The organism is Streptomyces sp. ID05-26A (assembly GCF_033794685.1).
Classification (GTDB): domain Bacteria; phylum Actinomycetota; class Actinomycetes; order Mycobacteriales; family Pseudonocardiaceae; genus Lentzea.
Genome location: NZ_JARAYZ010000002.1, coordinates 1,916,703 through 1,940,912 on the forward strand (window position 1 = coordinate 1,916,703; position 24,210 = coordinate 1,940,912).

The 24,210-nt window shown below is 69.3% G+C and carries 24 protein-coding genes; 9 read left to right on the top strand and 15 right to left on the bottom strand.

Annotated features, from left to right (window positions below; all coding sequences use genetic code 11):
- Nucleotides 1-36: 36 nt before the first annotated feature.
- The 7 genes from PV646_RS24335 to PV646_RS24365 are packed head-to-tail and all read right to left on the bottom strand — an operon-like array spanning nt 37 to nt 7,532.
- Nucleotides 37-714, bottom strand: a complete 678-nt coding sequence (locus tag PV646_RS24335) for a response regulator (protein WP_500344491.1) — start codon at nt 712-714, stop codon at nt 37-39.
- Nucleotides 711-3,197 carry a DUF4118 domain-containing protein gene (locus tag PV646_RS24340; protein WP_500344492.1) on the bottom strand — a complete coding sequence of 829 codons (2,487 nt, stop codon included), beginning with the start codon at nt 3,195-3,197 and terminating at the stop codon, nt 711-713. The genes PV646_RS24335 and PV646_RS24340 overlap by 4 nt, the downstream gene beginning before the upstream one ends.
- The gene (locus PV646_RS24345) at nt 3,187-3,729 is read right to left on the bottom strand and encodes a potassium-transporting ATPase subunit C (RefSeq protein WP_500344493.1); all 543 of its coding nucleotides are present in this window, start codon (nt 3,727-3,729) and stop codon (nt 3,187-3,189) included. The genes PV646_RS24340 and PV646_RS24345 overlap by 11 nt, the downstream gene beginning before the upstream one ends.
- A complete protein-coding gene (kdpB, locus tag PV646_RS24350) occupies nt 3,729-5,678 on the bottom strand; it encodes a potassium-transporting ATPase subunit KdpB (RefSeq protein WP_500344494.1) in 1,950 nt (649 codons plus the stop codon). Before kdpB ends, PV646_RS24345 begins: the two co-directional genes overlap by 1 nt.
- A complete protein-coding gene (gene kdpA / locus PV646_RS24355; RefSeq protein ID WP_500344495.1) occupies nt 5,675-7,297 on the bottom strand; it encodes a potassium-transporting ATPase subunit KdpA in 1,623 nt (540 codons plus the stop codon). Before kdpA ends, kdpB begins: the two co-directional genes overlap by 4 nt.
- Nucleotides 7,297-7,395: a K(+)-transporting ATPase subunit F gene (gene kdpF / locus PV646_RS24360; RefSeq protein WP_500344496.1), complete on the bottom strand. Its 99-nt coding sequence runs from the start codon at nt 7,393-7,395 to the stop codon at nt 7,297-7,299. Before kdpF ends, kdpA begins: the two co-directional genes overlap by 1 nt.
- Nucleotides 7,392-7,532 carry a hypothetical protein gene (locus PV646_RS24365; protein WP_500344497.1) on the bottom strand — a complete coding sequence of 47 codons (141 nt, stop codon included), beginning with the start codon at nt 7,530-7,532 and terminating at the stop codon, nt 7,392-7,394. The genes kdpF and PV646_RS24365 overlap by 4 nt, the downstream gene beginning before the upstream one ends.
- A gap of 136 nt (nt 7,533-7,668) precedes the next feature.
- Between PV646_RS24365 and PV646_RS24370 the strand changes: the two genes are divergently transcribed.
- The 3 genes from PV646_RS24370 to PV646_RS24380 all read left to right on the top strand — a co-directional run bounded on the left by PV646_RS24370 (nt 7,669) and on the right by PV646_RS24380 (nt 10,583).
- A complete protein-coding gene (locus PV646_RS24370) occupies nt 7,669-8,280 on the top strand; it encodes a nucleoside/nucleotide kinase family protein (protein WP_500344498.1) in 612 nt (203 codons plus the stop codon).
- Nucleotides 8,281-8,347: 67 nt separating this feature from the next.
- Entirely contained in the window at nt 8,348-9,052 is a 705-nt protein-coding gene (locus tag PV646_RS24375) for a hypothetical protein (protein ID WP_500344499.1), read from the top strand.
- 13 nt (nt 9,053-9,065) lie between these two features.
- Nucleotides 9,066-10,583, top strand: a complete 1,518-nt coding sequence (locus PV646_RS24380) for a hypothetical protein (protein ID WP_500344500.1) — start codon at nt 9,066-9,068, stop codon at nt 10,581-10,583.
- On the opposite strand, the gene PV646_RS24385 is transcribed toward PV646_RS24380, so the two are convergent.
- Nucleotides 10,580-11,425: an alpha/beta hydrolase gene (locus PV646_RS24385; protein WP_500345075.1), complete on the bottom strand. Its 846-nt coding sequence runs from the start codon at nt 11,423-11,425 to the stop codon at nt 10,580-10,582. The two genes, PV646_RS24380 and PV646_RS24385, sit on opposite strands and share 4 nt — an antisense overlap.
- Before the next feature lie 96 nt (nt 11,426-11,521).
- Between PV646_RS24385 and PV646_RS24390 the strand changes: the two genes are divergently transcribed.
- Nucleotides 11,522-12,364: a helix-turn-helix transcriptional regulator gene (locus PV646_RS24390; RefSeq protein ID WP_500344501.1), complete on the top strand. Its 843-nt coding sequence runs from the start codon at nt 11,522-11,524 to the stop codon at nt 12,362-12,364.
- Here the strand turns inward: PV646_RS24390 and PV646_RS24395 are convergent.
- The 3 genes from PV646_RS24395 to PV646_RS24405 form a co-directional block, all read right to left on the bottom strand.
- Nucleotides 12,346-13,305 (bottom strand): zinc metalloprotease, encoded by a 960-nt coding sequence (locus PV646_RS24395; RefSeq protein ID WP_500344502.1) that lies wholly within the window; start codon nt 13,303-13,305, stop codon nt 12,346-12,348. The genes PV646_RS24390 and PV646_RS24395 overlap by 19 nt on opposite strands.
- 69 nt (nt 13,306-13,374) lie before the next feature.
- Nucleotides 13,375-14,478, bottom strand: a complete 1,104-nt coding sequence (locus PV646_RS24400) for a winged helix DNA-binding domain-containing protein (RefSeq protein ID WP_500344503.1) — start codon at nt 14,476-14,478, stop codon at nt 13,375-13,377.
- A 15-nt stretch (nt 14,479-14,493) separates the two neighbouring features.
- Complete coding sequence (locus PV646_RS24405) at nt 14,494-16,470, bottom strand: MMPL family transporter (protein WP_500344504.1); 1,977 nt, start codon at nt 16,468-16,470, stop codon at nt 14,494-14,496.
- Nucleotides 16,471-16,525: 55 nt separating this feature from the next.
- Here PV646_RS24405 and PV646_RS24410 point away from each other — a divergent pair, with 55 nt between their 5' ends.
- Complete coding sequence (locus tag PV646_RS24410; RefSeq protein ID WP_500344505.1) at nt 16,526-16,969, top strand: MarR family winged helix-turn-helix transcriptional regulator; 444 nt, start codon at nt 16,526-16,528, stop codon at nt 16,967-16,969.
- Nucleotides 16,970-16,999: 30 nt separating this feature from the next.
- On the opposite strand, the gene PV646_RS24415 is transcribed toward PV646_RS24410, so the two are convergent.
- Nucleotides 17,000-17,551, bottom strand: a complete 552-nt coding sequence (locus tag PV646_RS24415; protein ID WP_500344506.1) for a maleylpyruvate isomerase family mycothiol-dependent enzyme — start codon at nt 17,549-17,551, stop codon at nt 17,000-17,002.
- Nucleotides 17,552-17,685: 134 nt separating this feature from the next.
- On the opposite strand from PV646_RS24415, the gene PV646_RS24420 reads away from it, so the two are divergent.
- Genes PV646_RS24420 through PV646_RS24435 form a run of 4 tightly spaced genes read left to right on the top strand, consistent with a single transcriptional unit; the run spans nt 17,686 to nt 21,594 of the window.
- Entirely contained in the window at nt 17,686-19,725 is a 2,040-nt protein-coding gene (locus PV646_RS24420; RefSeq protein WP_500344507.1) for a HelD family protein, read from the top strand.
- Nucleotides 19,722-20,693 (top strand): sigma-70 family RNA polymerase sigma factor, encoded by a 972-nt coding sequence (locus PV646_RS24425; RefSeq protein ID WP_500344508.1) that lies wholly within the window; start codon nt 19,722-19,724, stop codon nt 20,691-20,693. The genes PV646_RS24420 and PV646_RS24425 overlap by 4 nt, the downstream gene beginning before the upstream one ends.
- Nucleotides 20,669-21,022 (top strand): VOC family protein, encoded by a 354-nt coding sequence (locus tag PV646_RS24430; protein WP_500344509.1) that lies wholly within the window; start codon nt 20,669-20,671, stop codon nt 21,020-21,022. The genes PV646_RS24425 and PV646_RS24430 overlap by 25 nt, the downstream gene beginning before the upstream one ends.
- Complete coding sequence (locus PV646_RS24435) at nt 21,022-21,594, top strand: GNAT family N-acetyltransferase (protein WP_500344510.1); 573 nt, start codon at nt 21,022-21,024, stop codon at nt 21,592-21,594. The genes PV646_RS24430 and PV646_RS24435 overlap by 1 nt, the downstream gene beginning before the upstream one ends.
- Here the strand turns inward: PV646_RS24435 and PV646_RS24440 are convergent.
- The 3 genes from PV646_RS24440 to PV646_RS24450 all read right to left on the bottom strand — a co-directional run bounded on the left by PV646_RS24440 (nt 21,548) and on the right by PV646_RS24450 (nt 24,174).
- On the bottom strand, nt 21,548-22,090 hold the full coding sequence (locus PV646_RS24440; protein ID WP_500344511.1) for a DUF2269 domain-containing protein: 543 nt from the start codon (nt 22,088-22,090) through the stop codon (nt 21,548-21,550). The genes PV646_RS24435 and PV646_RS24440 overlap by 47 nt on opposite strands.
- Nucleotides 22,091-22,267: 177 nt before the next feature.
- Nucleotides 22,268-22,915, bottom strand: coding sequence for a response regulator (locus PV646_RS24445; RefSeq protein WP_500344512.1), 648 nt, complete (start codon nt 22,913-22,915; stop codon nt 22,268-22,270).
- Nucleotides 22,912-24,174 carry a sensor histidine kinase gene (locus tag PV646_RS24450; protein WP_500344513.1) on the bottom strand — a complete coding sequence of 421 codons (1,263 nt, stop codon included), beginning with the start codon at nt 24,172-24,174 and terminating at the stop codon, nt 22,912-22,914. The genes PV646_RS24445 and PV646_RS24450 overlap by 4 nt, the downstream gene beginning before the upstream one ends.
- Between the last annotated feature and the right edge of the window lie 36 nt (nt 24,175-24,210).

Below are 24,210 nucleotides of genomic sequence, written 5' to 3' on the forward strand. Positions count from 1 at the left end.
CTTCCATGGAAGCGCTCTCACGACTCCGCGTCAACCTCACACCTCGAACCGGTACCCCATCCCGGGTTCGGTGACGAGATGACGCGGGTGTGCCGGGTCGTCCTCCAGCTTGCGCCGCAACTGGGCGAAGTAGACGCGCAGGTACTGCGACTCGTTGACGTGCATCGGTCCCCACACCTCCTGCAGCAGCTGCCGTTGCGACACGAGCCGGCCGGGGTTGCGCGCCAGGATCTCGACCAGACCCCACTCGGTCGGCGTCAGGTGGACCTCGTGGCCGTTCCGCCGCACCTTCTTCACCGCCAGGTCGACCACGAACGACGCCGTCTCGACGATCGGGTCGCCGTCCTCGCGGGCCGCGTTGCGACGGACGGCGGCGCGCAGCCTGGCCAGCAGCTCGTCCATCCCGAACGGCTTGGTCACGTAGTCGTCGGCGCCCGCGTCGAGGGCCTCGACCTTGGCCGACGAGTCGGTGCGCGCGGACAGCACGATGATCGGGATCGAGGACCAGCCGCGCAGGCCGGCGATCACGTCCACGCCGTCGATGTCGGGCAGGCCGAGGTCGAGCACGACCACGTCCGGTTTGCCCTCGACGGCGACGCCCAGCGCGGACTTGCCGTCGTAGGCCGTCATCACGTCGTAGCCCCGCGCGCTGAGGTTGATCCTCAGCGCGCGCACGATCTGCGGTTCGTCGTCGACCACCAGCACTGACGTCATCCGGAACTCTCTTCGTAGGCGGGCAGCGAGATGACCACGGTCAGGCCACCGCCCGGGGTGTCCTCGACACTGATCTCCCCGCCCATCGCGGCGGTGAAGCCCTTCGCGACGCTCAGGCCGAGCCCGACGCCCGGTGTGGCAGAGCGGTCGCCGAGGCGTTGGAACGGCGCGAACACCTTGTGCCCGGCCTTCTTCGGCAGTCCGGGGCCGTGGTCGACGACCCGCAGTTCGACGGACGACCCGTGGTGGCTGGCGCGGATCGCGACCGGGGACGGACGGCCGTGCCGCAGGGCGTTGTCGACCACGTTGGCGATCACGCGTTCCAGCAGGCCGAGGTCCGCGAGCACCGGTGGCAGGTCCTCGTCCACCAGCACCGACACCTCTCCCCCGGTGCCGGCCAGGGCCCGTGCCACGACCTCGTAGTAGCCGACGGGCCGCAGCACGGGTTCGACCGAGCCGGTCGCCAGTCGTGACGAGTCGAGGAGGTTGTCCACCAGGCCGGTCAGCCGGTCCGCGGACTCCTCCACCGTCTCCATCAGCTCGGCTGTGTCCTCTTCGGACAGTGGCAGCGAGGCGTCGCGCAGGCTCCCGATAGCTGCCTTGATCGACGTCAGCGGCGTGCGCAGATCGTGGCCGACGGCCGACAGCAGCGCGGTGCGCAGCTCGGCCGACTCCGCTTTCCGTTGCGCTCCCAGGGCATCGGCGGCCATGCGTTGCTGGCGCAGGGCCATGAACGTCTGTCCGGCCGCCGCCTCGAGCACCCGCTGGTCGCTCGCGGGCAGCACCCGTCCGCTCAGCTTCAACCGCACGTCGGCGGTGACCGTCACCTCGGACTCCGGCCCGAGATCACGCCCTGCGCACTCCACCCGCGTCCAGGCCCCGTCCCGTCGTTCGAGCAGCACCACCGACTCCAGGCCGAAGTTCACCCGGATCTTCTCCAGCAGCTTCGCCAGCGGATAAGGCGATGTCAGGACCGTGCGCGCGTAGGAGGCCAGCAACGCCGCCTCGGTCCGCGCCCGTGCTCCCTGCTCCGCCAGCCGTGCCGCCCGGTCGACCGTCAGCGCCACCACGGTCGCGACGATCACCATGGCCGCCAGCGTGATCACGTTCTCCGGCGTCCGCACCGCGAGGCTGTAGTACGGCTCGGTGAAGAAGTAGTTCAGCAGACCCGCCCCGATCACGGCGCTGAGCAACGCCGGTCCCAGTCCGCCCGCGATCGCCACCACACACGTGGCCAGCAGGAACACCACCAGGTCGGTCGAGAAGTCCAGCTCTTCGCGCCACAGCATGCCCAGCGCGGTGACGGCGGCGGGCAGCACGAGCGAGAGCACCCAGCCCAGCGAACGACGCTTCCACGACAGCGGGTCCGCGCCGGTCTTCCACCGCAGGCCCCGCCGCGACTCGTCGTGCGTGACCATGTGGACGTCGATCGCGCCGGACTCCTGCACGACGGCCGCGCCGATGCCCTCGTCGAACGCCCGCGCGACGCGGGACCTGCGGGATGTCCCGAGCACGAGCTGGGTGGCGTTGACCCCGCGGGCGAACTCCAGCAACGCCGTCGGCACGTCGTCCCCGACCACCGAGTGGAACGTCGCGCCGACGTCCTCGGTGATCTTGCGGGAACGGGCGATGTGCTCGGGCGTGACACCCGACAGGCCGTCGCCGCGCAGCACGTGCACCACCAGGAGTTCCGCGCCGGCCCGCGTCGCGATCCGGCGGGCGCGGCGGATCAGGGTCTCGCTCTCCGGGCCGCCGGTGATCGACACGACGACCCGTTCCCTGGTCTCCCAGGTGTCGGTGATCTCCTTCTCGCTGCGGTACCGCTGCAACGCGACGTCGACCTGGTCCGCCACCCACAGCAGCGCCAGCTCGCGCAACGCCGTCAGGTTGCCGAGCCGGAAGTAGTTGCCCAGCGCGGCGTCGATCCGGTGCGCGGGGTAGACGTTGCCGTGGGCCAGTCTCCGTCGCAACGCCTCGGGGGTGATGTCGATCAGCTCGACCTGCTCGGCGCGGCGGACCACCTCGTCCGGCACGGTCTCCCGTTGCCGCACACCGGTGATCCGCTCCACGACGTCGTTCAGCGACTCCAGGTGCTGGACGTTGACCGTGGACAGGACGTCGATGCCCGCTTCGAGCAGCTCCTCGACGTCCTGCCACCGCTTCTCGTTGCGCGAGCCCGGCGCGTTGGTGTGCGCGAGCTCGTCGACGACCGCGACCTCCGGCCTGCGGGCCAGGATCGCGTCCACGTCCATTTCGGACACTTCGAGGTCGCGGTGCCGCAGAACCCTGCGCGGCACCACTTCCAGGTCCTGGAGCAGGGAGGCGGTCTTGTCCCGGCCGTGGGTCTCCACGAGTCCGGCGACCACCTCCGTGCCGCGCTCCCGGCGCCGGTGGGCCTCGCCGAGCATGGCGAAGGTCTTGCCGACGCCGGGAGCGGCGCCGAGGTAGATCCTCAGCTCACCCCGGCGACCGTCAACGCCCATTGTTCTGGGTGGCGCTGTCGATGGCACGGTTCAGCGCAGTCACGTTGACGGTGGTGGTGAAGGTGCCGTGAGTGGCGGAGGCGACCAGCTCGCGCACCTCCTCCACGGACAGCCCGGACGCGCGCGCCACACGGGGCACCTGCAACGCCGCGTACTCCGGGCTGATGTGCGGGTCGAGACCGGAGGCGGAGGCCGTGACGGCGTCCTGCGGAACCTCGCTCTCGGGCACGCCTTCGCGTTGCGCCACAGCGGTACGGCGCTCGGCGACGACCAAGGTGTAGTCCTCGTTGATCTCGCTCTTGTTCGAGCCGCCGGACGCGGGCAGCGTCGCGGCGGACGGCCGTGGCACGAAGTACTGGTCTCCCTCGCGTGCGACGGCCACCAGCGTGGTGTCCTGCGCCTCGGCGTTGGCGTGCAGGCCGGGGATGCGCGAGATGCCCCAGACCGACAACGGGTACAGCACGCCGAGGAGGACCGTGAGGGCGAGCAGGATCCGCAGACCCGCCCACGACTGCTTGAGGAAGTTGTTCATCAGCCGATCCCGGGGATGAGTCGTACGAGCAGGTCGATCAGCCAGATCCCGGCGAAGGGCGTCACGACGCCGCCCAGTCCGTAGATCAGCAGGTTGCGCCGCAGCAACGCCGAAGCGCTGGACGGCCGGTAGCGCACACCCTTCAGAGCCAGCGGGATCAGGGCCACGATCACCAGGGCGTTGAAGATCACCGCCGACAGGATCGCGGACTGCGGCGTGGCCAGGTGCATGATGTTGAGCTTGTCCAGCGCCGGGTAGATCGCCGCGAACATGGCGGGCAGGATCGCGAAGTACTTCGCCAGGTCGTTCGCCACGGAGAACGTCGTCAGCGCACCGCGGGTGATCAGCAGCTGTTTGCCGATCTCCACGATCTCGATGAGCTTGGTCGGGTCCGAGTCGAGGTCGACCATGTTGCCGGCCTCCTTCGCGGCCGACGTGCCCGTGTTCATCGCGACACCGACGTCCGCCTGGGCCAGCGCCGGGGCGTCGTTCGTTCCGTCACCGGTCATCGCGACCAGCCGCCCGCCCTCCTGCTCCTTGCGGATCAGGGCCATCTTGTCCTCGGGCTTGGCCTCCGCGAGGAAGTCGTCGACACCGGCCTCCTCGGCGATGGCCTTGGCGGTCAACGGGTTGTCGCCCGTGACCATGACCGTGCGGATGCCCATCGCGCGCAGCTCGGCGAAGCGTTCCTTCATGCCGGGCTTCACGACGTCCGACAACCGGATGATGCCGAGCACGCGACCGTTCTCGGCCACCACCAAAGGCGTGCCGCCCTGCGCGCTGATCTCGTCCACGATCTCGCGGGCGGTGTCGGTCAGCTCGAACGCCGACGCGGCGCCCTTGCGGATCACCCGCTCACCCAGGTCGATGCCGGACATGCGGGTCTGCGCCGTGAACGGCACGAACTCGCCGGTCTTCTCGTGCTCGCTCGCGGGCTCGCCCCCGGCCAGTTCCAGGATGCTGCGACCTTCCGGGGTGTCGTCGGCGAGGCTCGCGAGCCGCGCGGCCGCGACCAGCTCCTCGTCGGACGTCGGCCCGATCGCGATGAACTCGGTCGCGCGCCGGTTGCCCCAGGTGATCGTGCCGGTCTTGTCGAGCAGCAACGTGTCGATGTCGCCCGCGGCCTCGACCGCCTTGCCCGAGGTCGCCAGCACGTTGCGCTGCACCAGCCGGTCCATGCCCGCGATGCCGATCGCGGACAGCAGCGCGCCGATGGTCGTCGGGATCAGGCAGACCAGCAACGCGGTCAGCACGACCACCGACTGCTCGCCGCCGGAGTAGATCGCGAACGGCTGCAGCGCCACGACGGCCAGCAGGAAGATGATCGTCAGCGTCGAGAGCAGGATCGTCAGCGCGATCTCGTTCGGCGTCTTCTGCCGTTCGGCACCTTCGACAAGAGCGATCATCCGGTCCACGAAGGACTCGCCGGGCCTGGTCGTGATCCGGACGACGATCCGGTCCGACAGCACGGTCGTGCCACCCGTGACCGCACACCGGTCGCCGCCGGACTCGCGGATGACGGGTGCCGACTCACCGGTGATCGCCGACTCGTCCACGGTCGCGATGCCCTCGACGACGTCACCGTCACCGGGGATCACCTCGCCCGCCTCGACGACGACCAGGTCACCGATCTTGAGCTCGGTGCCGGGCACGACGTCCCCGTTGACGAGCCGGGCGACGGCGTCCTTCTTGGTGCGCCGCAACGAGTCCGCCTGCGCCTTGCCGCGCCCTTCCGCGACGGCCTCGGCGAGGTTCGCGAACAGCACGGTGAACCACAGCCACGCCGCGACGGCGATCGTGAACACGCTCGGTTCGGTCACCGCGAACACGGTGACGAGCAGCGAACCCACCCACACGACGAACATGACGGGACTGCGCAACTGGTGTCGCGGGTCGAGCTTCTTCAGGGCCTCGGGAAGAGCGGCCGCGAGACCGGGTTTCGTGGTCACAGCAGTGCCTCCGCGATGGGACCGAGAGCGAGAGCGGGAACGAACGTCAGCGCGGCGACCAGGACGATCGAGCCGGTCAGCAGCGTCGCGAACAACGGCCCGGTGGTGGGCAGCGTGCCCGACGTGACCGGCACCTTCTTCTGCGCCGCGAGGGAACCGGCGAGCGCCAGCACCGCGACGATCGGGACGAACCGGCCGAACAGCATGCACAGGCCGAGCGACGACTGGAACCAGTCGTTCGTCACCGTGATGCCGGCGAACGCCGACCCGTTGTTGTTCGACGCCGACGCGTAGGCGTAGAGGATCTCGGACAGGCCGTGCTCGCCCGGGTTGTTCAACGCTCCCTGCGTGCTCGGCAGGATCGCGGCGATGCCCGCGCCGATCAGCAGCACGGTCGGCATCGCGAGGATCGAGACCGCGGCGGCCGTGACCTCCTTGCGCCCCAGCTTCTTGCCGAGGTACTCGGGTGTGCGGCCGACCATCAGGCCCGCCAGGAACATCGCGATGATCGCCATCACGAGGATGCTGTAGAGGCCGGTGCCGACACCGCCCGGTGTCATCTCGCCGAACAGCATGTTCAGCAGCGTGGCACCGCCGCCGAGCCCGGTGTAGCTGTCGTGCAGCGAGTTGATCGCGCCGGTCGACGTGCCGGTGGTGGCGTCCGCGAAGATCGCGCTGCCGGGGATGCCGAAGCGGAGTTCCTTGCCCTCCAACGGCCTGATGCCGTTCGCTTCAGCGGCCCAGATCACCGCGAGCATGGCCGTCCAGATCGCGCCCATGACGCCGAGCAGGACGTAACCCTGCTTGGGGTTGCCGACGAGCCGGCCGAACGTCCTGGTCAGCGCGACCGGGATCACCAGGATCAGGAAGATCTCGATCAGGTTCGTCCACTCGTTCGGGTTCTCGAACGGGTGCGCGGAGTTCGCGTTGAGGACGCCGCCACCGTTGGTGCCGAGCTCCTTGATGACCTCCTGACTGGCGACGGGTGCGTTCGCCACGACCTGGCCGTCGACGTCCACACCGGACTTGAGCGACATCGTGACACCGAACGCGATCAGCACGATCGCGCCGAGGAACGCGATCGGCAGCAGGATCCGGATCGTGCCGCGGGTGAGGTCGACCCAGAAGTTGCCCAGCCGGTCGGTCTGGTGCCGCACGAAACCACGGACCAGCGCTGTGGCGACCGCCAGGCCGACCGCGGCCGACACGAAGTTCTGCACGGTCAGGCCGATCATCTGGACCGCGTGGCCCATGACGGCTTCCGGCACGTACGACTGCCAGTTCGTGTTGGCCACGAAGCTGATCGCGGTGTTGAACGCCATGCCCTCGGGGACGTTGCCGCGGTCGAAGTTCCACGGCAACACGCTCTGGACGCGCTGGATGACGTAGAGGAACACGATGCTGACGAAGGAGAAGCCCAGCACGCCGTACGCGTAGGTGCTCCACTTCTGTTCCGCGTCAGGGTTGATCCGCGCGAAGCGGTAGACGACTCGCTCGACTCGTAAGTGGCCCTTGGCGGTGAACACGCGGGCCATGTGGTCGCCGAGGGGCCGGTACACGACCGCCAGGGCCGTGAGGAGGATGCCGACCTGCAGGAGGCCGGCCACGAGAGGTGACATCAGAACTTCTCCGGCCTGACGAGTGCGACGAACAGGTAGACGATCAGCCCGAGTGCGATCACGCCGGCGACGGCGTTCGGGACAAGACCCGTGCTCACAACTTCTCCAGTCCACGCACCGTCAGGCCCAGCACGACGAAACTCCCGATCAGCAGCAACGCGTAGGCCAGGTCGGCCATGACGCCGCTCCCTTCAACGACAAGGTTTTCTTGATGACGCTCGGAAGCGTGCAGCACGAAATCCCTGATCAGGGGGTGCCTGACAACGTCCTTACGGGTGCGGGGCCCGCTTTTACGCGTTCTTGAGGCCGGGGAGACCTGGGTCTCATCCGATAGGGCCTATCGCGGTCACGATCTGTGAGATCGTGCCGGCATGTCGCACATCGCCGATCTGCTTCCCGCCCGCGGTCTGGTGGCGGTCGACGGGGTGGACGGAGCGGGCAAGACGACGTTCTGCGACGAGCTGGCTCAGGCCCTGCGCGCGCGAGGCCGCGAGGTCGTGCGGGCCTCGGTGGACGACTTCCACCACCCGCGTGCGGTCCGGTGGCAGCGTGGACGGACGTCGCCCGAGGGTTTCTTCCTGGACAGCTACGACTACGAACGGTTCGCCGGTCACCTGCTCACGCCGTTCGCCGAGGGACGGCCGTTCCGGCGCGCGAGCCACGACCTGGAGACCGACGAGTACGTCGACCCGCCGGCCGAGGTCGCCTCACCGGACGCGCTCCTGCTCGTGGACGGGATCTTCCTGCACCGGGACGAACTCCGGGGGCACTGGGACTTCTCGGTGTTCCTGGACGTCGAGTTCGCGGTGTCCGTGGCGCGCATGGCCGTGCGCGACGGCAGTCCGTCCGATCCGGACGACCCCCGCAACCGGCGTTACGTCGAGGGTCAGCGCCTGTACCTCGCGCGGTGCGATCCGGCCGCGCGGGCCTCTCTGGTGGTCGACCACAACGCACACCGACCCCCAAATCGTTACCCGGCGTGATAACGCCTGGTCGCCTTGGGACGACGTAAGGACCACAGCGTCCGAACGGCGTAACGAGGAGGCCTCAATGGCGACCACGTTCTGGGCTTGGGTCGTGTCCGCTCTCGTCATCGTGCTGCTCGCGGTGGTGGTCCCCAGCCGTCTCGGCACGCAGAACGTGCTGCGGGACGCCCGCGGCCGCTACAGCCTGTCGCGCGTGCAGGTGATGGTGTGGACGGTCGTGCTGCTCTCGCTGATCAGCGGTATGGCGTTCGGGCGGTTCGCGGCCGGGCAGGTCGACGTGGCCGGGTTCCAGATCCCGCAGCAGGTGCTGTGGCTGCTGGGCATCTCCGTCGGGTCCGGGGTCGTGGCCGCGGGCATCAAGGTCACGAAGAGCACGAACCGGCCGGAGTCGGTGGCGGCGTACCCGCTCGGCGCCGAGGGCGGGTCGTTCTGGGAGATGCTCACGGCCGAGGAGGGCACGTCGGCGGGCAAGTCGATCGACCTGGCCAAGTTCCAGAACTTCGTGATCACCGTGCTGCTCGTGCTGATCTACGTGGCACAGGCCGTCTCCGCTCTGAAGGCCGTGGACGTCCCCGCCGGCATCGCCGGACTGCCCTCGTTCTCCGACGCGTTCCTGGTGCTGCTCGGCGTGAGCCACGCCGGGTACCTGCTGGGCAAGGTGCCCTCACCCGCCGGGACTCCCGAGGGCGGGACGATGGCGCAGCGGCTCGCTTCCGTTGCATCGGAGGAGAATGTGGCCAAGGTCGTCCCGGAGGTCCGTCCCGCGTGATATCCACTCACGCGTGATCAAGCCAGTGACGCGCGGCGAGACGTGGCACCGCCCGGCCAGGACCGGCCACCCGGATCCCGTGAAGATGCTGGGTTACGTGTGGCCGAAGGTCGAGGAGCTGCGGGGCAAGCCTCGTGAGGAGTGGCCGAAGCCGGACGCGCTGGCGGACCACCTGGTGGAGCTCGCGGAGTACTTCGAGGAAGCCGGGTGGGACGACTTCGCCCTGCGCACGCACCACGAGGTGCTCGAGTTCCGCCGGGAGTTCGGTGACCCGGAGAAGCTGCGGGTTGTGCTGACCTCCATGCGCGACAACCTCATGCGCCAGGAGCGGTACGAGGAGGCGCTGGCGATCGTGCAGGAGGAACTGCCGCTGGCTCTGTCGTTGGCCGTACCGGGCCACCGCAGCACCGGGATCGCCAACACCGCTCGGTACTGGGTCACCAACCTCCTCGGCAAGCTCGGCCGGCACACCGAGGCCGCCGAGAACGCCCGTCAGGCCGTCGCCGAACTCGACGGCCAGGAGCTGGTGCCGTACGAACTGCCGGGCTACCAACTCGCGCACGCGTGGCGGGAGTACGCCCGCCGCCTCGTCACGATCGGCGACTACGAGCAGGCGGCCGAGCTCACCGCGTTGAGCGCGGTGTTCTGGCGGGACCGTCCCGCCCCGGGGCGCAACATCAACTGCCACGAGGCGTTCGAGGAGCTCTTCTTCCTGCAACTGCGGCTGGGCAGGCTGGAGGAGGCCCGCGGATCGGCCGACGAGGCCGTGGCCGTGCTGCGCAAGCACGCCGACGAGGAAGGCGACTGGCAGTCCCTCGATGACCTCGCCGGAGGGCTGCACAACCACGGCAACCGGTTGCTCGACCTGGGTCTGTTCACCGAGGCCGTGGAGCCCGTCCAGGAGTCGGTCGACCGCTACCGCGCGATGCTCACGACCGTCGAACGCCGTGCCCAGGTCATGAGAGCGGAACTGCGGCTCGCGATCGCGCTCGTCACTCTCGGCAGCAGGCTGCACGACGTCGGCAGGCTCGACGAGTCGCTCGCCGCCAGCGACGAGGCGATCACCCTCGCGACCGGGCACGAGGACCGCGACCTCGGCCGCAGGGAACTCGCGCGGGCGTTCAACAACCGGGCCAGTCTGCTGATCACGCGCGGCGCGTACACCGAGGCCGCGGAGGCAGCCGCGAAGGGCATCGAGCTGAACCAGACGGAGGACGGCAAGACCCTGGCGCGCAACACCTTCGCACTCGCCTCCGCACGCGCGGGGTCGCTCGACGTCGCGCTGGAGTCGTCGCTGCAAGCAGTCGCCCACTACCGGCAACGGCATGCGGAGGACGCGTACGAGTACGGCTACCTGCTGGCGGACGCGCTCACCGACCACGCCGTGGTGCGGACCCGGCGGTCCGAACGCGCGGAGGCCGAGGCCGCGATCACCGAGGCCGTCGCGATGTACGAGGAGCTCACCGCACACAACCCCGGCCGCTACCAACGGGATCTGGACCACGCGCGTTCGGTCGCCGCCGAGATCTAGAGGTTCGCGGCGAAGAACTCGGCCACCCGCTCGACGACCTGCGGCACGTACCTGTCGTACAGGTCGACGTGCGTCGCGCCCTCGACCCAGTGGAACTCCTTGCCCGCACCGGCTTTCTGGAAGGCCTCGACGCTCATCCACGACGTGACCGCCTCGCGCCCGGCCACCAGCAGCAACGGCCGCGGCGCGATCAGGCCGACCGTCCGCAACGCGTCGAACGTGGCGATCCGCCCGATGCTGTTCCAGGTCAGCGTCTTCGCCGACCGCGGGTGCTCACCTCGCGGCGTGCGGTAGTACTCCCAGCCCTCGAAGGCGTGCGGCCCACCGGCGCGAGCCTCCTCCTCGGTCTCGGGGAACAGCGGGAAGCTCCCCTCCTGTCCCTGTGCCAGAAGGCCCCGCAGGACGGCGGAGTCCTGGGTGCCGTCAGCGCCGAACCGGAACTGGCGGGCGATGTCGGCGAGGCTCACGGTGGCGATCGCCCTGATCCGCGGGTCGGTTCCGGCGGCGGCCAGGCCGTAACCGCCGGAGGCGCAGATCCCGAGCACGCCGACGCGCTCCTCGCCCAGGAACGTCACGGCCGCCCGGATGTCCTCGACGCGCTGAGCCGGGTCTTCGAGCCCGCGCGGCAGCCCGGCGCTCTCCCCCTGGTGGGCCGCGTCGAACGCCAGCGCCAGGAAACCCTGCTCGGCGAGGAGGCGGGCGTACTCCCCCGCCGTCTGCTCCTTCACGCCGGTGCCGGGGTGTCCCACGACGATCGCTCCGCGAGGAGCGCCTTCCGGCCGGTAGAGGTGGCCGGCGATCTCGAGTCCGTTGCTGGGGAAGGTCACGTTGTCCATGACCACCACGGTCGTCCCGCAACGCCTCCACCAACCAGGGACAGCTCAGCCTATGCACAGCAGTACCAGGCACGCGGCGGCCGGAACACGGACACTGGGGGCATGACCGAACTGGGCGAGTTCCTGCGCACCCGCCGCGCCGCGCTGGACCCGCGGCACGCGGGCTTCCCCGACGACGGGCGGCAGCGCCGCGTCCCGGGCCTGCGCCGCGAGGAACTGGCCCAGCTCGCCCACGTGAGCGTCGACTACGTCGTCCGGCTGGAACAGGGGCGCACGCAACGGGTCTCCCGCACCGTTCTCGACGCGCTGGCGGACGCGTTGCGGCTGGCCCCGGACGAGCGGGACTACCTGTTCCGGGTCGCGGACGTGGCACCGGCCCGGCAGCAGGCCACGCCTGAAGTCGCCGCACGGTTGCAGCAACTGCTCGACGGTATGCCGGACATCCCGGCGATGGTTCTCCACCGCCGCATGGACGTCCTCGCGTGGAACCGGGGAGCGTCCGCGCTGCTGACCGACTTCGGGGCTCTTCCGGCCAAGGACCGCAACCTGATCCGGCTGACTTTCCTCGAACCGGCGTTCCGCGCCCTGTACGGCGACTGGGAACGCTCGGCGCGGGAATGTGTTGCGGTGCTGAGGATGGAGGCCGGTCGAGCGCCGCACGACACGGCTCTCTCGTCGCTGGTCGGCGAGTTGAGCGTGAAGGACCCGGACTTCCGGAACTGGTGGGCGGCACATCAGGTGCGCGGTCCGCGCCAGCTCGTCAAGACCTACCACCACCCGGTGGCGGGCGAGCTGGTGCTCGACGTCCAGCAGTTCACTGTGGACACCCACCCGGACCAGCTGCTCGTCGCGTACACCGCGACGGACGACGCCTCGCGGGAGGGCCTGCGCTTCCTGCTGCTGTCCGCGCAGGCCCTCCCGTCAGATCACTTGCCGGCGCGGTAGGCCGTCCAGGCGCTCTGCATGCGGGTGTTCTGACCAGGGGTGAACTGGTTGTAGCAATCGTCGAAGCTGTAGTCCATGTAGTTGTGGATCGGGTCCAGGCCGGTCCGCGAGCACGAGTCGCGGCCCTCCGGGCAGCCCGAGGTGGAGCTGGTCTGCGCCGGGGTGTCCGCGACCTCGTCGTTCGTCGCGGTGCAGCCACCCTGGAAGGTGTGCCAGAGGCCCATCCAGTGGCCGACCTCGTGCGTGACCGTCTTGCCGAGGTTGAAGTTCACCTCGGAACCGCCGGGCACGGTCGCGTAGTCGACGACGACGCCGTCCATCTTCGGGTCGCCCTTGTACCAGCTCGGGAACGTCGCGAAGCCGAAGCCGTCGATGTCGGTGAACCAGATGTTGAGCGTCGCGGCCGTGCCGACGCGGGTCTGGGTCTTCATCTGACGCTCGGTGGTGGCGTTGTCGGCGCCACCGTTGAACCACGTGTTGTTCGTGTGGCGCTTCGTCTGCTGCAACACGAACTTGAAGCCCGTCTTCGCCGCGGCGCTCGACTCGACGCCGGCGAACCCGTCGTTGAGGACCTTGAGCTGCTTGGTCAGGGTGGCGTCGGAGATCGCGCCCTTGCCCGCCGAGGTCGTCACGACGTGGAAGACGACGTTGATCGTGCCGCCCGCGAGCGCGCTGAACTCGCCGAGCTGGTTGTTCTTGGTGATCTTCGCGCGCAGGTCGGCGTTCATCTGCGCGGCCTGGGCGTCGGAGATCTCGTTGCGGTCGTGGCCGGTGCTACCGGGGCGGCCACGGGCAGCCGAGTGCTCGTCGGCGTGCGTGTCGGCGCATTCCACGGAGCCGACGGCGGTCGCGGCGGGGGAACCGCCGAGCAGGGTGATCGCGCCGGCCGCGAGCAGACCGGCGGCGAACGCCGGCACCAAGCGCCTTCTGGTGAGAGACATTGAACTTTCCTCCATGCAGGGTGGAGGAATAGTGACCCACGCATACGTCCTTTGTGGATCTTGACGTATTCACACAGTACGAACGTCGTGGGCCGGAAGGCCGCTCCACCACCGTGCGTAACGCTTGTACACCTGGGGTTCGCGGTCGCCGAGGAGCTTGCGCAGGGCTGCGGCCTCCTCCGCCAGTCCGGCCCATTGTTCCTCGTCAAGGGCGTGGAACGCGGTCGCCTCGACATCTCCGTCCTCGGTCGGGCGCCAGACTCCGGCCACGTGACCGTCGACGAGGAGGGTTGGCAGAGTGTCACCGTTGTTGCGGATGACGAGCTTGCGGTATTCGTCCGGAATGATCCGGCTGCGGTCGGCGTAGGCGAGCAACGTGCTGTCCCACATGGCCATCAGGCGCGGCGGCGCCGGGGTGTCTTCGTCCGGGATTGTCCGATTGGGAAGGTCGTAGTAGCCACCGGTCTCCGTGAGGTCCAGCAACGCCAGCGCTTCCCGGATCGTGGTGCGCGGCAGCATGCTGAACTGGTTCATGTCGAGGACGGTCGCGGGCCCGAACCCGGAGAGGTAACGGCGCAGCATCTCGGCGACCGCCTCCAGTCGTTCCCGGGGCTCGGTCACCGCGGCCTGATAGGACGGCCGCAGTCCGAACGACCACGGCCCGCCCGTCGGCGCGTGCACGAGCCCGCCGTACGTCCGCAACGCCCACCAGACGCCGGGGTCACCCACGTCGCCGACGTGCGAGTGCAGCAGTTCCTCGATCTCCGCCTTCTGCCGGGGAGTCGCGGCGAACTCGAGCAGGTGCTCCAGCAGCGCGTCGACCTGCTCGATCGTGACGTCCATCGCCTTGAACCGCTTGTCGTACAGCCGTGACGCCCTCAAAGCGGGCAACATCGCGTGGTGGAACACCCCGTGGTCGGCGGACGTCACGGCGTGCAGGGTGATCCGCATCAGCGATGCCTTGCGGACCACCCCGCTCACGAACGCCTCGTCCAGATCAGCGGCGTCGAAGCCCTCGATCCGGTTCCACAGCGCGATGTAGGGCGACGCCGGTTCCTGCGCCTGGATCGCCACGACCCGGTCCACGGCCGTCAGCAGGCCGACCGGTTCCCGCCGCAGCAGCATCTGCCGGTCGAGCGTGGCGCGGTTGAGCTGACGTGCCGTGAAGGTCATGCCCGAAATCCTGGCTCACCGCAGCTTCGACGGCCACCAGATTCGCCCGCCGATGTGCACCGACAGCGCCGGGACGAGCAACGACCGCACCAGCAGCGTGTCGAGCAGGACACCGAACGCCACGATGAACGCGATCTGCGTCAGGAACAGGATCGGCAGCACGGCCAGCGCCGCGAACGTCGCCGCCAGCACCACACCCGCCGACGTGATCACGCCACCGGTCAGGCTGAGGCCGCGCAACGTGCCCTCGACCGTACCCAGTTCCTGCGTCTCCTCGCGGACTCTGGTCATCAGGAAGATGTTGTAGTCGATGCCCAGCGCCACGAGGAACACGAACCCGAACAACGGCACCACCGGATCGGCGCCCGGGAAGTCGAAGACGTGGTTGAACACCAGCGCCGACACGCCCATCGTGGCCGCGAACGACAGCACGACGGTCCCGATCAGCAGCAACGGCGCGAGCAACGACCGCAGCAGCAACGCCAGGATCAGGAAGATCACGACCAGCACGATCGGGATGATCAGCGCCCGGTCGTGCTCCGACGTCGTCCTGGTGTCGAGCAACGTCGCCGTCGGACCGCCCACCTTCGTGCCGTCGATGCCGTCCACCGCCGCACGGATGCGCTCCACCGTCGCCACCGCGGCGTCGGAGTCCGGAGCGTCCTTCAGCGTGGCCTCGATGCGCACGAGCCCGTCGGCCGTTCCGGACGGCCGCACCTCGGCGACACCGTCCACCTTGGCCTTCTGCACGACCTCGGCGGTCGAGCCCTCGCCGGTGATGATCACGGTCGGCGAACCGGTGCCGCCCGGGAAGTGCTTGGACAGCAGTTCCTGCCCGGCAACGGATTCGACCGGCGTGAGGAACACGTCGGACTGCGCGGTGCCGGACGCCTTGAGCTGCGGCAGGAACGCGGCGCCGACGAGCAGCACCAGCGTCGAGACGATCCAGATCGTGCGCGGCTGACGGCGCACCAGGTTCGCGACACGGCCCCACAACCCGCTGGTCTCGGGGTGCTTCGAGCCGAACTTCGGTGCGAACGGCCAGAAAGCGCCACGTCCGAGCAGCGCCAGGGTCGCGGGCAGGAACGTCATCGTGGTCAGCAGCGCGGCACCGATGCCGATGGCGGCGACCGGGCCGAGGCCCTTGTTCGAGTCGAGGTCGCTGAACAGCAGGCACAGCACGCCGAGGATCACCGTGCCGGCCGACGCCGCGATGGGTTCGATCGTGCCGCGCCAGGCCGTCTTGATGGAGGCGAACTTGTCCTGGGTGTCGCGCAGTTCCTCGCGGAACCTCGACACGAGCAGCAAGGCGTAGTCCGTGGCGGCGCCGAAGACCAGGATCGAGAGGATGCCCTGGCTTTGCCCGTTCAGCGCGAGGACGTCGTTGTCCGCGAGCAGGTAGACGACGAAACTGGCCAGTCCCAGCGCGAACACCGCGGACACGAGCACGACGACCGGCAGCAGCGGACTTCGGTAGACCACCAGCAGGATCAAGGCGACCACGGCGCCCGCGACGATCAGCAGCAGCCCGTCGATCCCGCCGAACGCCTCGACGAGGTCCGCGACCTGCGCGGCCGGGCCCGTGACCAGCACCGTCAGCCCCTGCGGAGCGCCACGGGTGCCGTCGCGGATCTCGAAGACCGAGTCCTTGACGTCCTTGGCGGGGTCGAGCAGCACGACGACCTGCGCGGCCTCGTTGCCGTCCGGCGCGAGGATGACCGGGGACGCCTGGAAGCCCTTGACCTCGTCGGCCAGGAACCTCCTGTCCTCTTCGGTCAGTCCACCGGACCGTTCGATCACGATGATGGCGGGGATCGCGGTCTCCCGCTGGAACTTCTTCTGCAACTCGGCGACCTGTGTGGACTCGGCCGAGTTGGGCAGGAACGCGCTGCTGTCGTTCTCCGCGACCTCCGACAACTTGCCCGCGTACGGCCCGGTGAAGCCACCCAGGGCCAGCCAGACGACGAGGAGGACCCCGGCAAGCACACGCATCAGACATTCCTTCGATCGTCGAACGTTTCGATGGTCGAAACAGTAAGCTGTGATCGTGAGCGATGCAACCGACTACGACCTGAGCATGATGCTGCGGGCGCTGGTGATGGAGTCGAACCGGTTCCTGGAGATCTTCAGCGCCGCCCACGAGTTGCATCCCACGGACATGACAGCGCTGAACCTCATCATGACGGCTCCCATGACCCCCGGCACGCTGGCGAAGGCCCTGAACCTCAGCGCGTCGGCGACGACGTCCGTGCTGGACCGCCTGGAGAGGGCCGGGCACGTCGTGCGGGAGCGTGATCCGGACGACCGCCGCCGCGTCGAGCTCCGGGTGCTCTCCGCGGCGACGGCGCTGGCCTCGACCTTCTTCCAGCCGCTGGCGCGCGGCTACGCCTCCGCGTGGGGGCGGATGAGCGCGGAGGAACGGCAGGTCGTCGCGCGTTTCCTGGCGTCGACGATCGAGGCGACGGCACGGGTGCGCGAAGAGGTCAGCTGAGCCTGCCCGGCGGCAGCGTCCGTCCGCAGATCAGCAGGAGCAGGTCCTGGGCCTGGCCTCGCACCGCCTGCCCTCCCCGAACACCCAGTCCAGGTCGGTGGCTTCGAGCCGCTTGCCTTGAAGATCCGCGCCGAAGTACTTGACGTTGCCGGGCTTCATGCCGTCGAGGACGAGCTTCAGGCGTTCGTGCGGGACGACGCGGTCGAGTCCGAGTGCGACGGTGATGTCGAGGCCGTGGATGACGTCGTGTGAGAGCGCGCCCGCCGGACCGCCGCCGGGTGGCGTCCACGGGTGGTCGATGTTGTTCTTCAGCGCGTCGAGCAGCTCGCCGGTCGGTCGTCGAGCGTCTTCCCGGGCCATGCGGTCGGACGCGTGGTTGAAGCGACCGGCGGACTTGACGATCTCCCAGATCACCCGCCGTCCTGACGAGCGGTACGGCAGCGTCGTGTGGGCGACGACGTGCTTCACGGTCCAGCCCTCGCACAGACTCGGCGCGTGCCACTGGTCCTCGGTGAGGCGGCCGAGGAGGTCCGCCTGGTCACGTCGTTCGGCCGCCACCGCGGCCCGGATGTCTTCGGTCATGCCCTGATGTACGTGCAGGTCGGTGAGAACTCATCGGTGGCGGCTGAGCGCGCCGCGAAGAACAAGACTGTTCCTTCGCGGATCCGCGGTGCACCCTCGTCGTCACCAATCGCCGGACCGTGGGGAGTTCTGGGGTGCTGACCAGCAGCGAGGCCGATCGGGAGCTCGTCTCGGAGCAGGAGTACGTGACCGCCCTGTACGCCAGGCTCGACGCGCTCCGCGACCAGGCCGCGGTCCGGCCGGCGGACCCGGAGGCGACGCGGTGGTGGCGGGCGGAGCTGGCTCGTCTGGAGTCCGCCGAGGACGGCCTGTGCTTCGGGCGGCTGGACCTGCGGGACGGGCGCCGGGTCTACGTCGGCCGGCTGGGGATGTTCGAGGACGACGAGCCGTTGCTCCTCGACTGGCGCGCACCGGCGGCCCGGCCGTTCTACACGGCGACCATGGCCGACGCGCAGGGAGTGCGACGGCGGCGGCGCATCACGACCCGGGGACGCGTGGTCCTCGCGCTGGACGACGACCTGCTCGATCCGGACACCGCCGGGCAGGGCGCGCTGGTCGGAGAAGCCGCGTTGCTGGCGGCGCTGACAGCGGAGCGGACCGGGCGGATGCGGGACGTCGTGACCACGCTGCAGGCCGAGCAGGACCAGATCGTCCGCGACGGGCACGGCGGGGTGCTGGTCGTGCAGGGAGGCCCGGGCACGGGCAAGACGGCGGTGGCGCTGCACCGGCTGGCCTTCCAGATGTACACGCGACCGCACCTGCGCACTCGGGGCGTGCTGATCGTCGGTCCCAGCGAGGTCTTCCTCGACTACATCGGGCAGGTGCTACCGGGCCTGGGCGAGCACGCCGTGGTGACCGCGACCATTTCCCTGCTGCGGCCGGACATCCCGATCGATCGCACGGATCCGCCTGATGTCGCCGAGGCCAAGGGCCAGGCGGAGATGGCCGCCCGGATCGCCGCGGCGGTGCGGTCACGGGTACGCGTTCCCGGTGAGCCGGTCGAGTTCGAGTTCGAGGAACAGGTGGTGCGGCTGGACCCGCCGGACTTCCGCCGTGCGACGGACCAGGCCCTCCAGACGGGACTGCCGCACAACCAGGCACGGCTGGTGTTCGGGCAGCGGATCGTCGAGCTGCTGGCCCTGCGCCTGATCGACCGGTTCGAGAGCGTGGCGTTCACCGACACCGGCGAGGCTCTCGACGGCGGCACCGCCGACGGCCGGCTCAGCGCGGCCGACCTGCGCGCGCTGGCCGCCGCCGGAGTGGTGCTCGGCCAGGATCCCGACGGCCCCAGGCACCTGCTCGACGAGGCCGACGCCACGCGGTTGCGCACCGCGCTGCTGGCCGATGCCGCCGTGTGCCGCGTGCTCGACGAACTGTGGCCGCCGCTGACCGCGTGGCAGGTGGTGACCGGCCTGGCCGGCGACCGGGCCGGGCGGTGGAGCGCGGCGGACGTCCCGTTGCTGGACGAGGCCACCGCGGTGGTCGGCGGGAGGAGCGGGGAGACGTTCGGGCACGTCGTGGTCGACGAGGCGCAGGAACTGTCCGCGATGGCCTGGCGGATGGTGATGCGGCGGTGTCCCAGCAGGTCGATGACGGTCGTCGGCGACCTCGCCCAGACCAGCGACCCGGCCGGTGCCTCGTCGTGGGACCACGCGCTGCGGCCCCATGTGGACGATCGCTGGCGGCTGGCCCAGCTGACCGTCAACTACCGGACCCCCGCGGAGATCATGGACGCCGCCGGTGACCTGTTCGCCGCGCACCACCCCGGCCTGCGGCCACCCCGGTCCGCGCGCACCGCCGGTGAGTCGCCCTGGCGCCGCCGCACCACGCTCGCCGAACTACCCGGAGCCGTCGCCGATGTCGCCGCCGGGCACCTCGGCGGCCGGCTGGCGATCATCACCCCGTCCGCGCACCTCGCCGTGCTCGAAGACGCTCTTCGGCTCACCGCCCCGTGCGCGATCACCGATCCGGTCGTCGTGCTGACTCCCGTCCAGGCCAAGGGACTGGAGTTCGACTCGGTGCTGATCGTCGACCCGGCCGCGATCCTCGCCGCCCCGCTGGGGCACAACGACCTCTACGTGGCCATGACACGGGCCACCCGCCGGCTCGGGATCCTCCATCCCGGCCCGGCACCGGACGAGCTGGCGCGGATCCGCGTAGGGTCCGGTGCGTGATCGAGGCGCTGGAGCCGTTCCGGATCGAGCTGACCGGCTACTGCTACCGCATGCTCGGCTCCGGCTTCGAGGCCGAGGACGCCGTGCAGGAAACACTCGTGCGCGCATGGAAGGCGTTCGACAGCTACGACTCCGCGCGGGCGTCGCTGCGGACGTGGCTCTACCGGATCGCCACGAACATCTGCATCGACATGCAACGCAGTGCTCAACGTCGTGCCTTGCCCGTCGACCTGGGACCGTCCGGTGGCGAGATCGGCGCTCCGTTGCTGGAGAACGCCTTCGTGCAGCCGGTGCCGGACGCGCTGGTGTTGCCGGAGGACCAGGCGATTCGCCGGGAGACCGTCCGGCTGGCGTTCGTCGCGGCGTTGCAACACCTGCCCGCGCGCCAGCGAGCCGTGCTGATCCTTCGTGACGTGCTGGCGTGGCAGGCTTCTGAGGTCGCCGCGCTGCTGGACATCTCGGTGGCGGCGGCGAACAGCGCGGTACAACGGGCGCGGGCGACGCTGCGGGTGGTGGACGTCGGTTCGGCGCTGGATCCCGCCGATCCCGTGCAGAAGTCGTTGCTGAGCCGGTACTGCGAGGCGTTCGAGACGCATGACGTGGAGACCTTGGTGGCGTTGCTGCACGAGGACGCGACGATGTCGATGCCGCCGTTCAGCTGGTGGCTGCGCGGTCGTGGGCCGATCTCCATCGCTTTGAGCGATCCGAACGCGTCGTGCGCCGGTGCGTGGCTGGTTCCCGTGCGGGCCAACGGGTCTCCCGCGTTCTGGCAGATGCGGCCCGGGATGGACCGGCCGTTCGGGCTGGTGTTCCTCGACGTGCGGGACGGGCTGGTCACGAGCAGCACGACGTACCTCAACGTGGACGAGTTGCTGCCGTTGTTCGGATCACCGATGAGTTCCGGACGGCCGGCCCGTACCCCTGTTGACGACCAGGAGGAACCATGGCGATCCAGCCCATCATCGTGACCCCGGACATCGACCGGGTGCAGGCGTTCTACGAGCAGGTCCTCGGGGCGAGCGAGGTGCACTCGTACCCGCCGGACGGTCCGGTGTTCTACAAGACGCTGAAGATCGGCGACGCGGAACTGGGGCTCGTCTCCGAACCGGCCGACCTGTCGGGGCCGCCCCGCATCACGCTGAGCATCGACGTGACCGACGTGGACGCGCTGCTGCCGCTGGTCGAGGCCGCGGGAGGCCGCGTGCTGGGGCCGTCGAACGACATGCCGTGGGGACAACGTGTGGCGCACGTCCTCGACCCGGACGGAAACCCGGTGAACCTCACCCAGGAGCTCTAGTGCCCGTGATTCGGATCGTGCCGTCGGACGAGGTGCCGTGGGAGCACGTCGAGGCGATCTTCGACAGCTCCGAGCCCTCGAAATGCCACTGCCAGCGGTACAAGGTGAAGGGCTGGATCTGGCGCGACTCGACGCAGGACGACCGCGTCGCGGCGCACTCGGAGCAGTCCTCGCGGGGCAGCGGGCTGGTGGCCTATGTGGACGATCAGCCCGCCGGTTGGGTGGCGGTCGAGCCGCGGCCCGCCTACGCGAAGCTGCTGAGCATGCCCGTTCCGTGGAAGGGGCGTGCCGAGGACAAGGACGACGACGGCGTGTGGGCCGTGACGTGTTTCTTGGTGCGCAAGGGTTTTCGGCGTCAGGGACTCACGTACGAACTGGCGGCGGCGACCGTCGAGCACGCCCGGTCGCACGGAGCCCGTGCGGTGGAGGCGTACCCGATGATCGCCGATCCCGCCAAGAGCGTGACGTGGGGCGAGCTGCACGTCGGTGCGCGGCAGGTGTTCGAGGAGGCCGGGTTCGCGCAGGTCACACACCCGACAAAGCGGCGCTTCGTGATGAGGGCGGACCTGTGACGCGGCTCGTCCTGCCCCACGGCTTGAACACCGAGAGGAAGTAGGCGAGCAGCAGCAGCGTCGGCGCGACGACGACGGGGTGCAGGATGCCGGACGGGATGACCGCCGCCGGGTCGCCGTTCAGCATCCGCCTGCCGATCTCGGCCGCTTCGCGGACGCCCGGCCTGAGCGCGAACGCGATCAGCAGCGACATGCCGACGTTCAGGAAGAGCTTGGTGGCGACCCACCAGTACCTGATGAGCCCGTACTTGCTGCCGAGGCCGAGCACGACGCCGGAGGCCATGCAGACGACGCTGGCGCCGAACATCGGCCAGATCGCGAACAGGTCGACTGCCTGGATCGCCAGGCCCGCGGTGCTCACGTCCTCAGTGGACAGTGCGACCACGACGAGGATCCCCAGTGCGAGGTCGATGCCGAGCCACGCCGCCGCCGACAGAATGTGCACGAGCAGCACCGCCTTGCGGGCGCGGCCGCTGAGCTTGCGGGTGGTAGCCATCGCTCTCCCTCTCTCGTGGTGACGCGTCCTACTCTCGTCACCACGAGCGGGTGCATCATCCGCTCACGCTCTGATCTCGCGTACGTCAGTTTGCGTACGAAAGCTAGTGGCGTGGCTCAGAACGTCGGCGACGAATCCGCGCCCAGCGGGGCGCCTCGCGGCACCGCCCCCACGCCACTAGCCGCCGGGCAAGACGATTCCTCTCTCGTAGGCGAACACCACGGCGTGTGTGCGGTCGCGCAGACTGAGCTTCGTGAGCACGCGTGAGACGTGAGTCTTCACGGTGGTCTCACCCAGGCACAGCGTCGCGGCGATCTCCGCGTTCGATGCGCCCTTGGCCAGTTCGACCAGCACCTCGAACTCACGGTCCGTGAGCGCCGATGGCCTCGTGCGCTTTTTCGCCGTCGTGCTGAAACGGGCGATCACGCGCCGTGTGACCTCCGGCGAGAGCAACGCGTCCCCGCGCGCGACGACCCTCACGGACTCCACGAGGTCTTCCGGTGAGGCGTTCTTGAGCAGGAACCCGCTCGCGCCCGCCTGCAGTGCCTCGAAGAGGTAGTCCTCGCGGTCGAACGTGGTCAGGATGACGACACGGGTGCCTTGACCAGCGGAAAGGATGTGACGGGTGGCCTCCAGGCCGTCCATGCGGGGCATCTGGACGTCCATCAGGACGACGTCGGGACGGAGTTCGGCGACGAGTTCGACCGCCTGGGCACCGTCACCGGCCTCACCGACCACCTCGATGCCGGGCTCGGTGCCGAGGATGACCCGGAAGCCGGCCCGGACCAGGTCCTGGTCGTCGGCCAGCACGACTCGCAAGCTCACGCCTTCTCCTCCACCACGGTCGGCAGCGACGCACGGACCAGATAGCCCGCATCACGCCGTGGACCGACCTCCAGCGAACCTCCGTGCACAGCCAACCTCTCTCGCATCCCCACAAGACCGAAACCCGGGTTGCTGGACACAGCACGTCCACGGCCGTCGTCGGCGATCTCCAACTCCAGTGCGCTGTCCAGATAACGCATGCGCACGTCGACGTGTTGCGCGTCAGCGTGTTTCACCACGTTCGTGAGTGCTTCCTGCACGACCCGATAAGCCGACAAGGCGACACCGGACGGCACCTCGCGCACGTCGCCGTACACGCCGTGCGAGACATCCAGCCCAGCAGCGCGTGCGCTGTCGAACAGTTCCGGCAGGTCGTCGAGGCCGGGCGCGGCCTTGAGATCGCCGTCCGCGTCCGCGCGCAACACCCCCAGCAGGCCGCGCAGTTCGCTGATCGCGGTGCGAGCGGTCTGCTCGACGGTCTGCAACGCGTCACGGGCCATCGCGGGATCGGAGTCGAGTACCCGACGCGCCGCACCAGCCTGAATCCCCATCACGGACACATGGTGCGCGACGACGTCATGCAGGTCGCGAGCGATGCGCATGCGTTCAGCGGCGATGGCGCCACGCGTGTTCTGCTCCTGCGAGAGCCTGAGCTCCTCCGCCTGGAACTCGAGCTGTGCGCGGCGCCGCGCACCCGACCAGGCCATCTCCCCCACCACGTAGGCGAAGAGGAAGAAGAAGATGTTGAACTCCAGTCCGTACAGGACGGACGCGAGCACCGGGTCCATCGGCCCGGCGGCATCTTTGAAATCTCCCTTGGGCCCGAGCAGCGCGCGCACGAGACTGAACCCGAGCCACAGGAACATCGCGCCGATCACGCCGATGCGAGACCACCGCGCGACACGGCGGTTCCGCTCCCACGCGCCCACGGTGTAGATCGCGAGGAACAGGATCGCGGACGGCGGCAACGTGTCGCCGGACTGGTTGAGCTGCGCGGCGATGAACAGCGCGGACACCACGAGCATGACGGCGAGCGGGTAGCGGCGGCGCACCACCAGTGGCGCGGACAGGGCGACCATCCACAGGACCTGCGCGCCCAGCCCGGGTGGGTTCTGGAAGAGGTACGCGCCCGTGCTGTTGACGAGCACCGTGACCTCGATCGCGCACAGCAGCACGATCACGGCTATGCCGATGTCACGCCGCCGTTGCGCGGGGGTCGGTCCGGGCCGCCGCCACTCGTTCCACACGGGCTCTTTCACGCGATGAAGGTACCTGCCGCGCCCGTTGACCTACGG

What these genes read in the sequence shown, in the direction of transcription:
- PV646_RS24335 (WP_500344491.1), bottom strand. Translation starts at nt 714, where the DNA reads ATGACGTCAGTGCTGGTGGTCGACGACGAACCGCAGATCGTGCGCGCG.
- PV646_RS24340 (WP_500344492.1), bottom strand. Translation starts at nt 3,197, where the DNA reads ATGGGCGTTGACGGTCGCCGGGGTGAGCTGAGGATCTACCTCGGCGCC.
- PV646_RS24345 (WP_500344493.1), bottom strand. Translation starts at nt 3,729, where the DNA reads ATGAACAACTTCCTCAAGCAGTCGTGGGCGGGTCTGCGGATCCTGCTC.
- kdpA (WP_500344495.1), bottom strand. Translation starts at nt 7,297, where the DNA reads ATGTCACCTCTCGTGGCCGGCCTCCTGCAGGTCGGCATCCTCCTCACG.
- PV646_RS24370 (WP_500344498.1), top strand. Translation starts at nt 7,669, where the DNA reads ATGTCGCACATCGCCGATCTGCTTCCCGCCCGCGGTCTGGTGGCGGTC.
- PV646_RS24375 (WP_500344499.1), top strand. Translation starts at nt 8,348, where the DNA reads ATGGCGACCACGTTCTGGGCTTGGGTCGTGTCCGCTCTCGTCATCGTG.
- PV646_RS24390 (WP_500344501.1), top strand. Translation starts at nt 11,522, where the DNA reads ATGACCGAACTGGGCGAGTTCCTGCGCACCCGCCGCGCCGCGCTGGAC.
- PV646_RS24395 (WP_500344502.1), bottom strand. Translation starts at nt 13,305, where the DNA reads ATGTCTCTCACCAGAAGGCGCTTGGTGCCGGCGTTCGCCGCCGGTCTG.
- PV646_RS24400 (WP_500344503.1), bottom strand. Translation starts at nt 14,478, where the DNA reads ATGACCTTCACGGCACGTCAGCTCAACCGCGCCACGCTCGACCGGCAG.
- PV646_RS24405 (WP_500344504.1), bottom strand. Translation starts at nt 16,470, where the DNA reads ATGCGTGTGCTTGCCGGGGTCCTCCTCGTCGTCTGGCTGGCCCTGGGT.
- PV646_RS24415 (WP_500344506.1), bottom strand. Translation starts at nt 17,551, where the DNA reads ATGACCGAAGACATCCGGGCCGCGGTGGCGGCCGAACGACGTGACCAG.
- PV646_RS24430 (WP_500344509.1), top strand. Translation starts at nt 20,669, where the DNA reads ATGGCGATCCAGCCCATCATCGTGACCCCGGACATCGACCGGGTGCAG.
- PV646_RS24440 (WP_500344511.1), bottom strand. Translation starts at nt 22,090, where the DNA reads ATGGCTACCACCCGCAAGCTCAGCGGCCGCGCCCGCAAGGCGGTGCTG.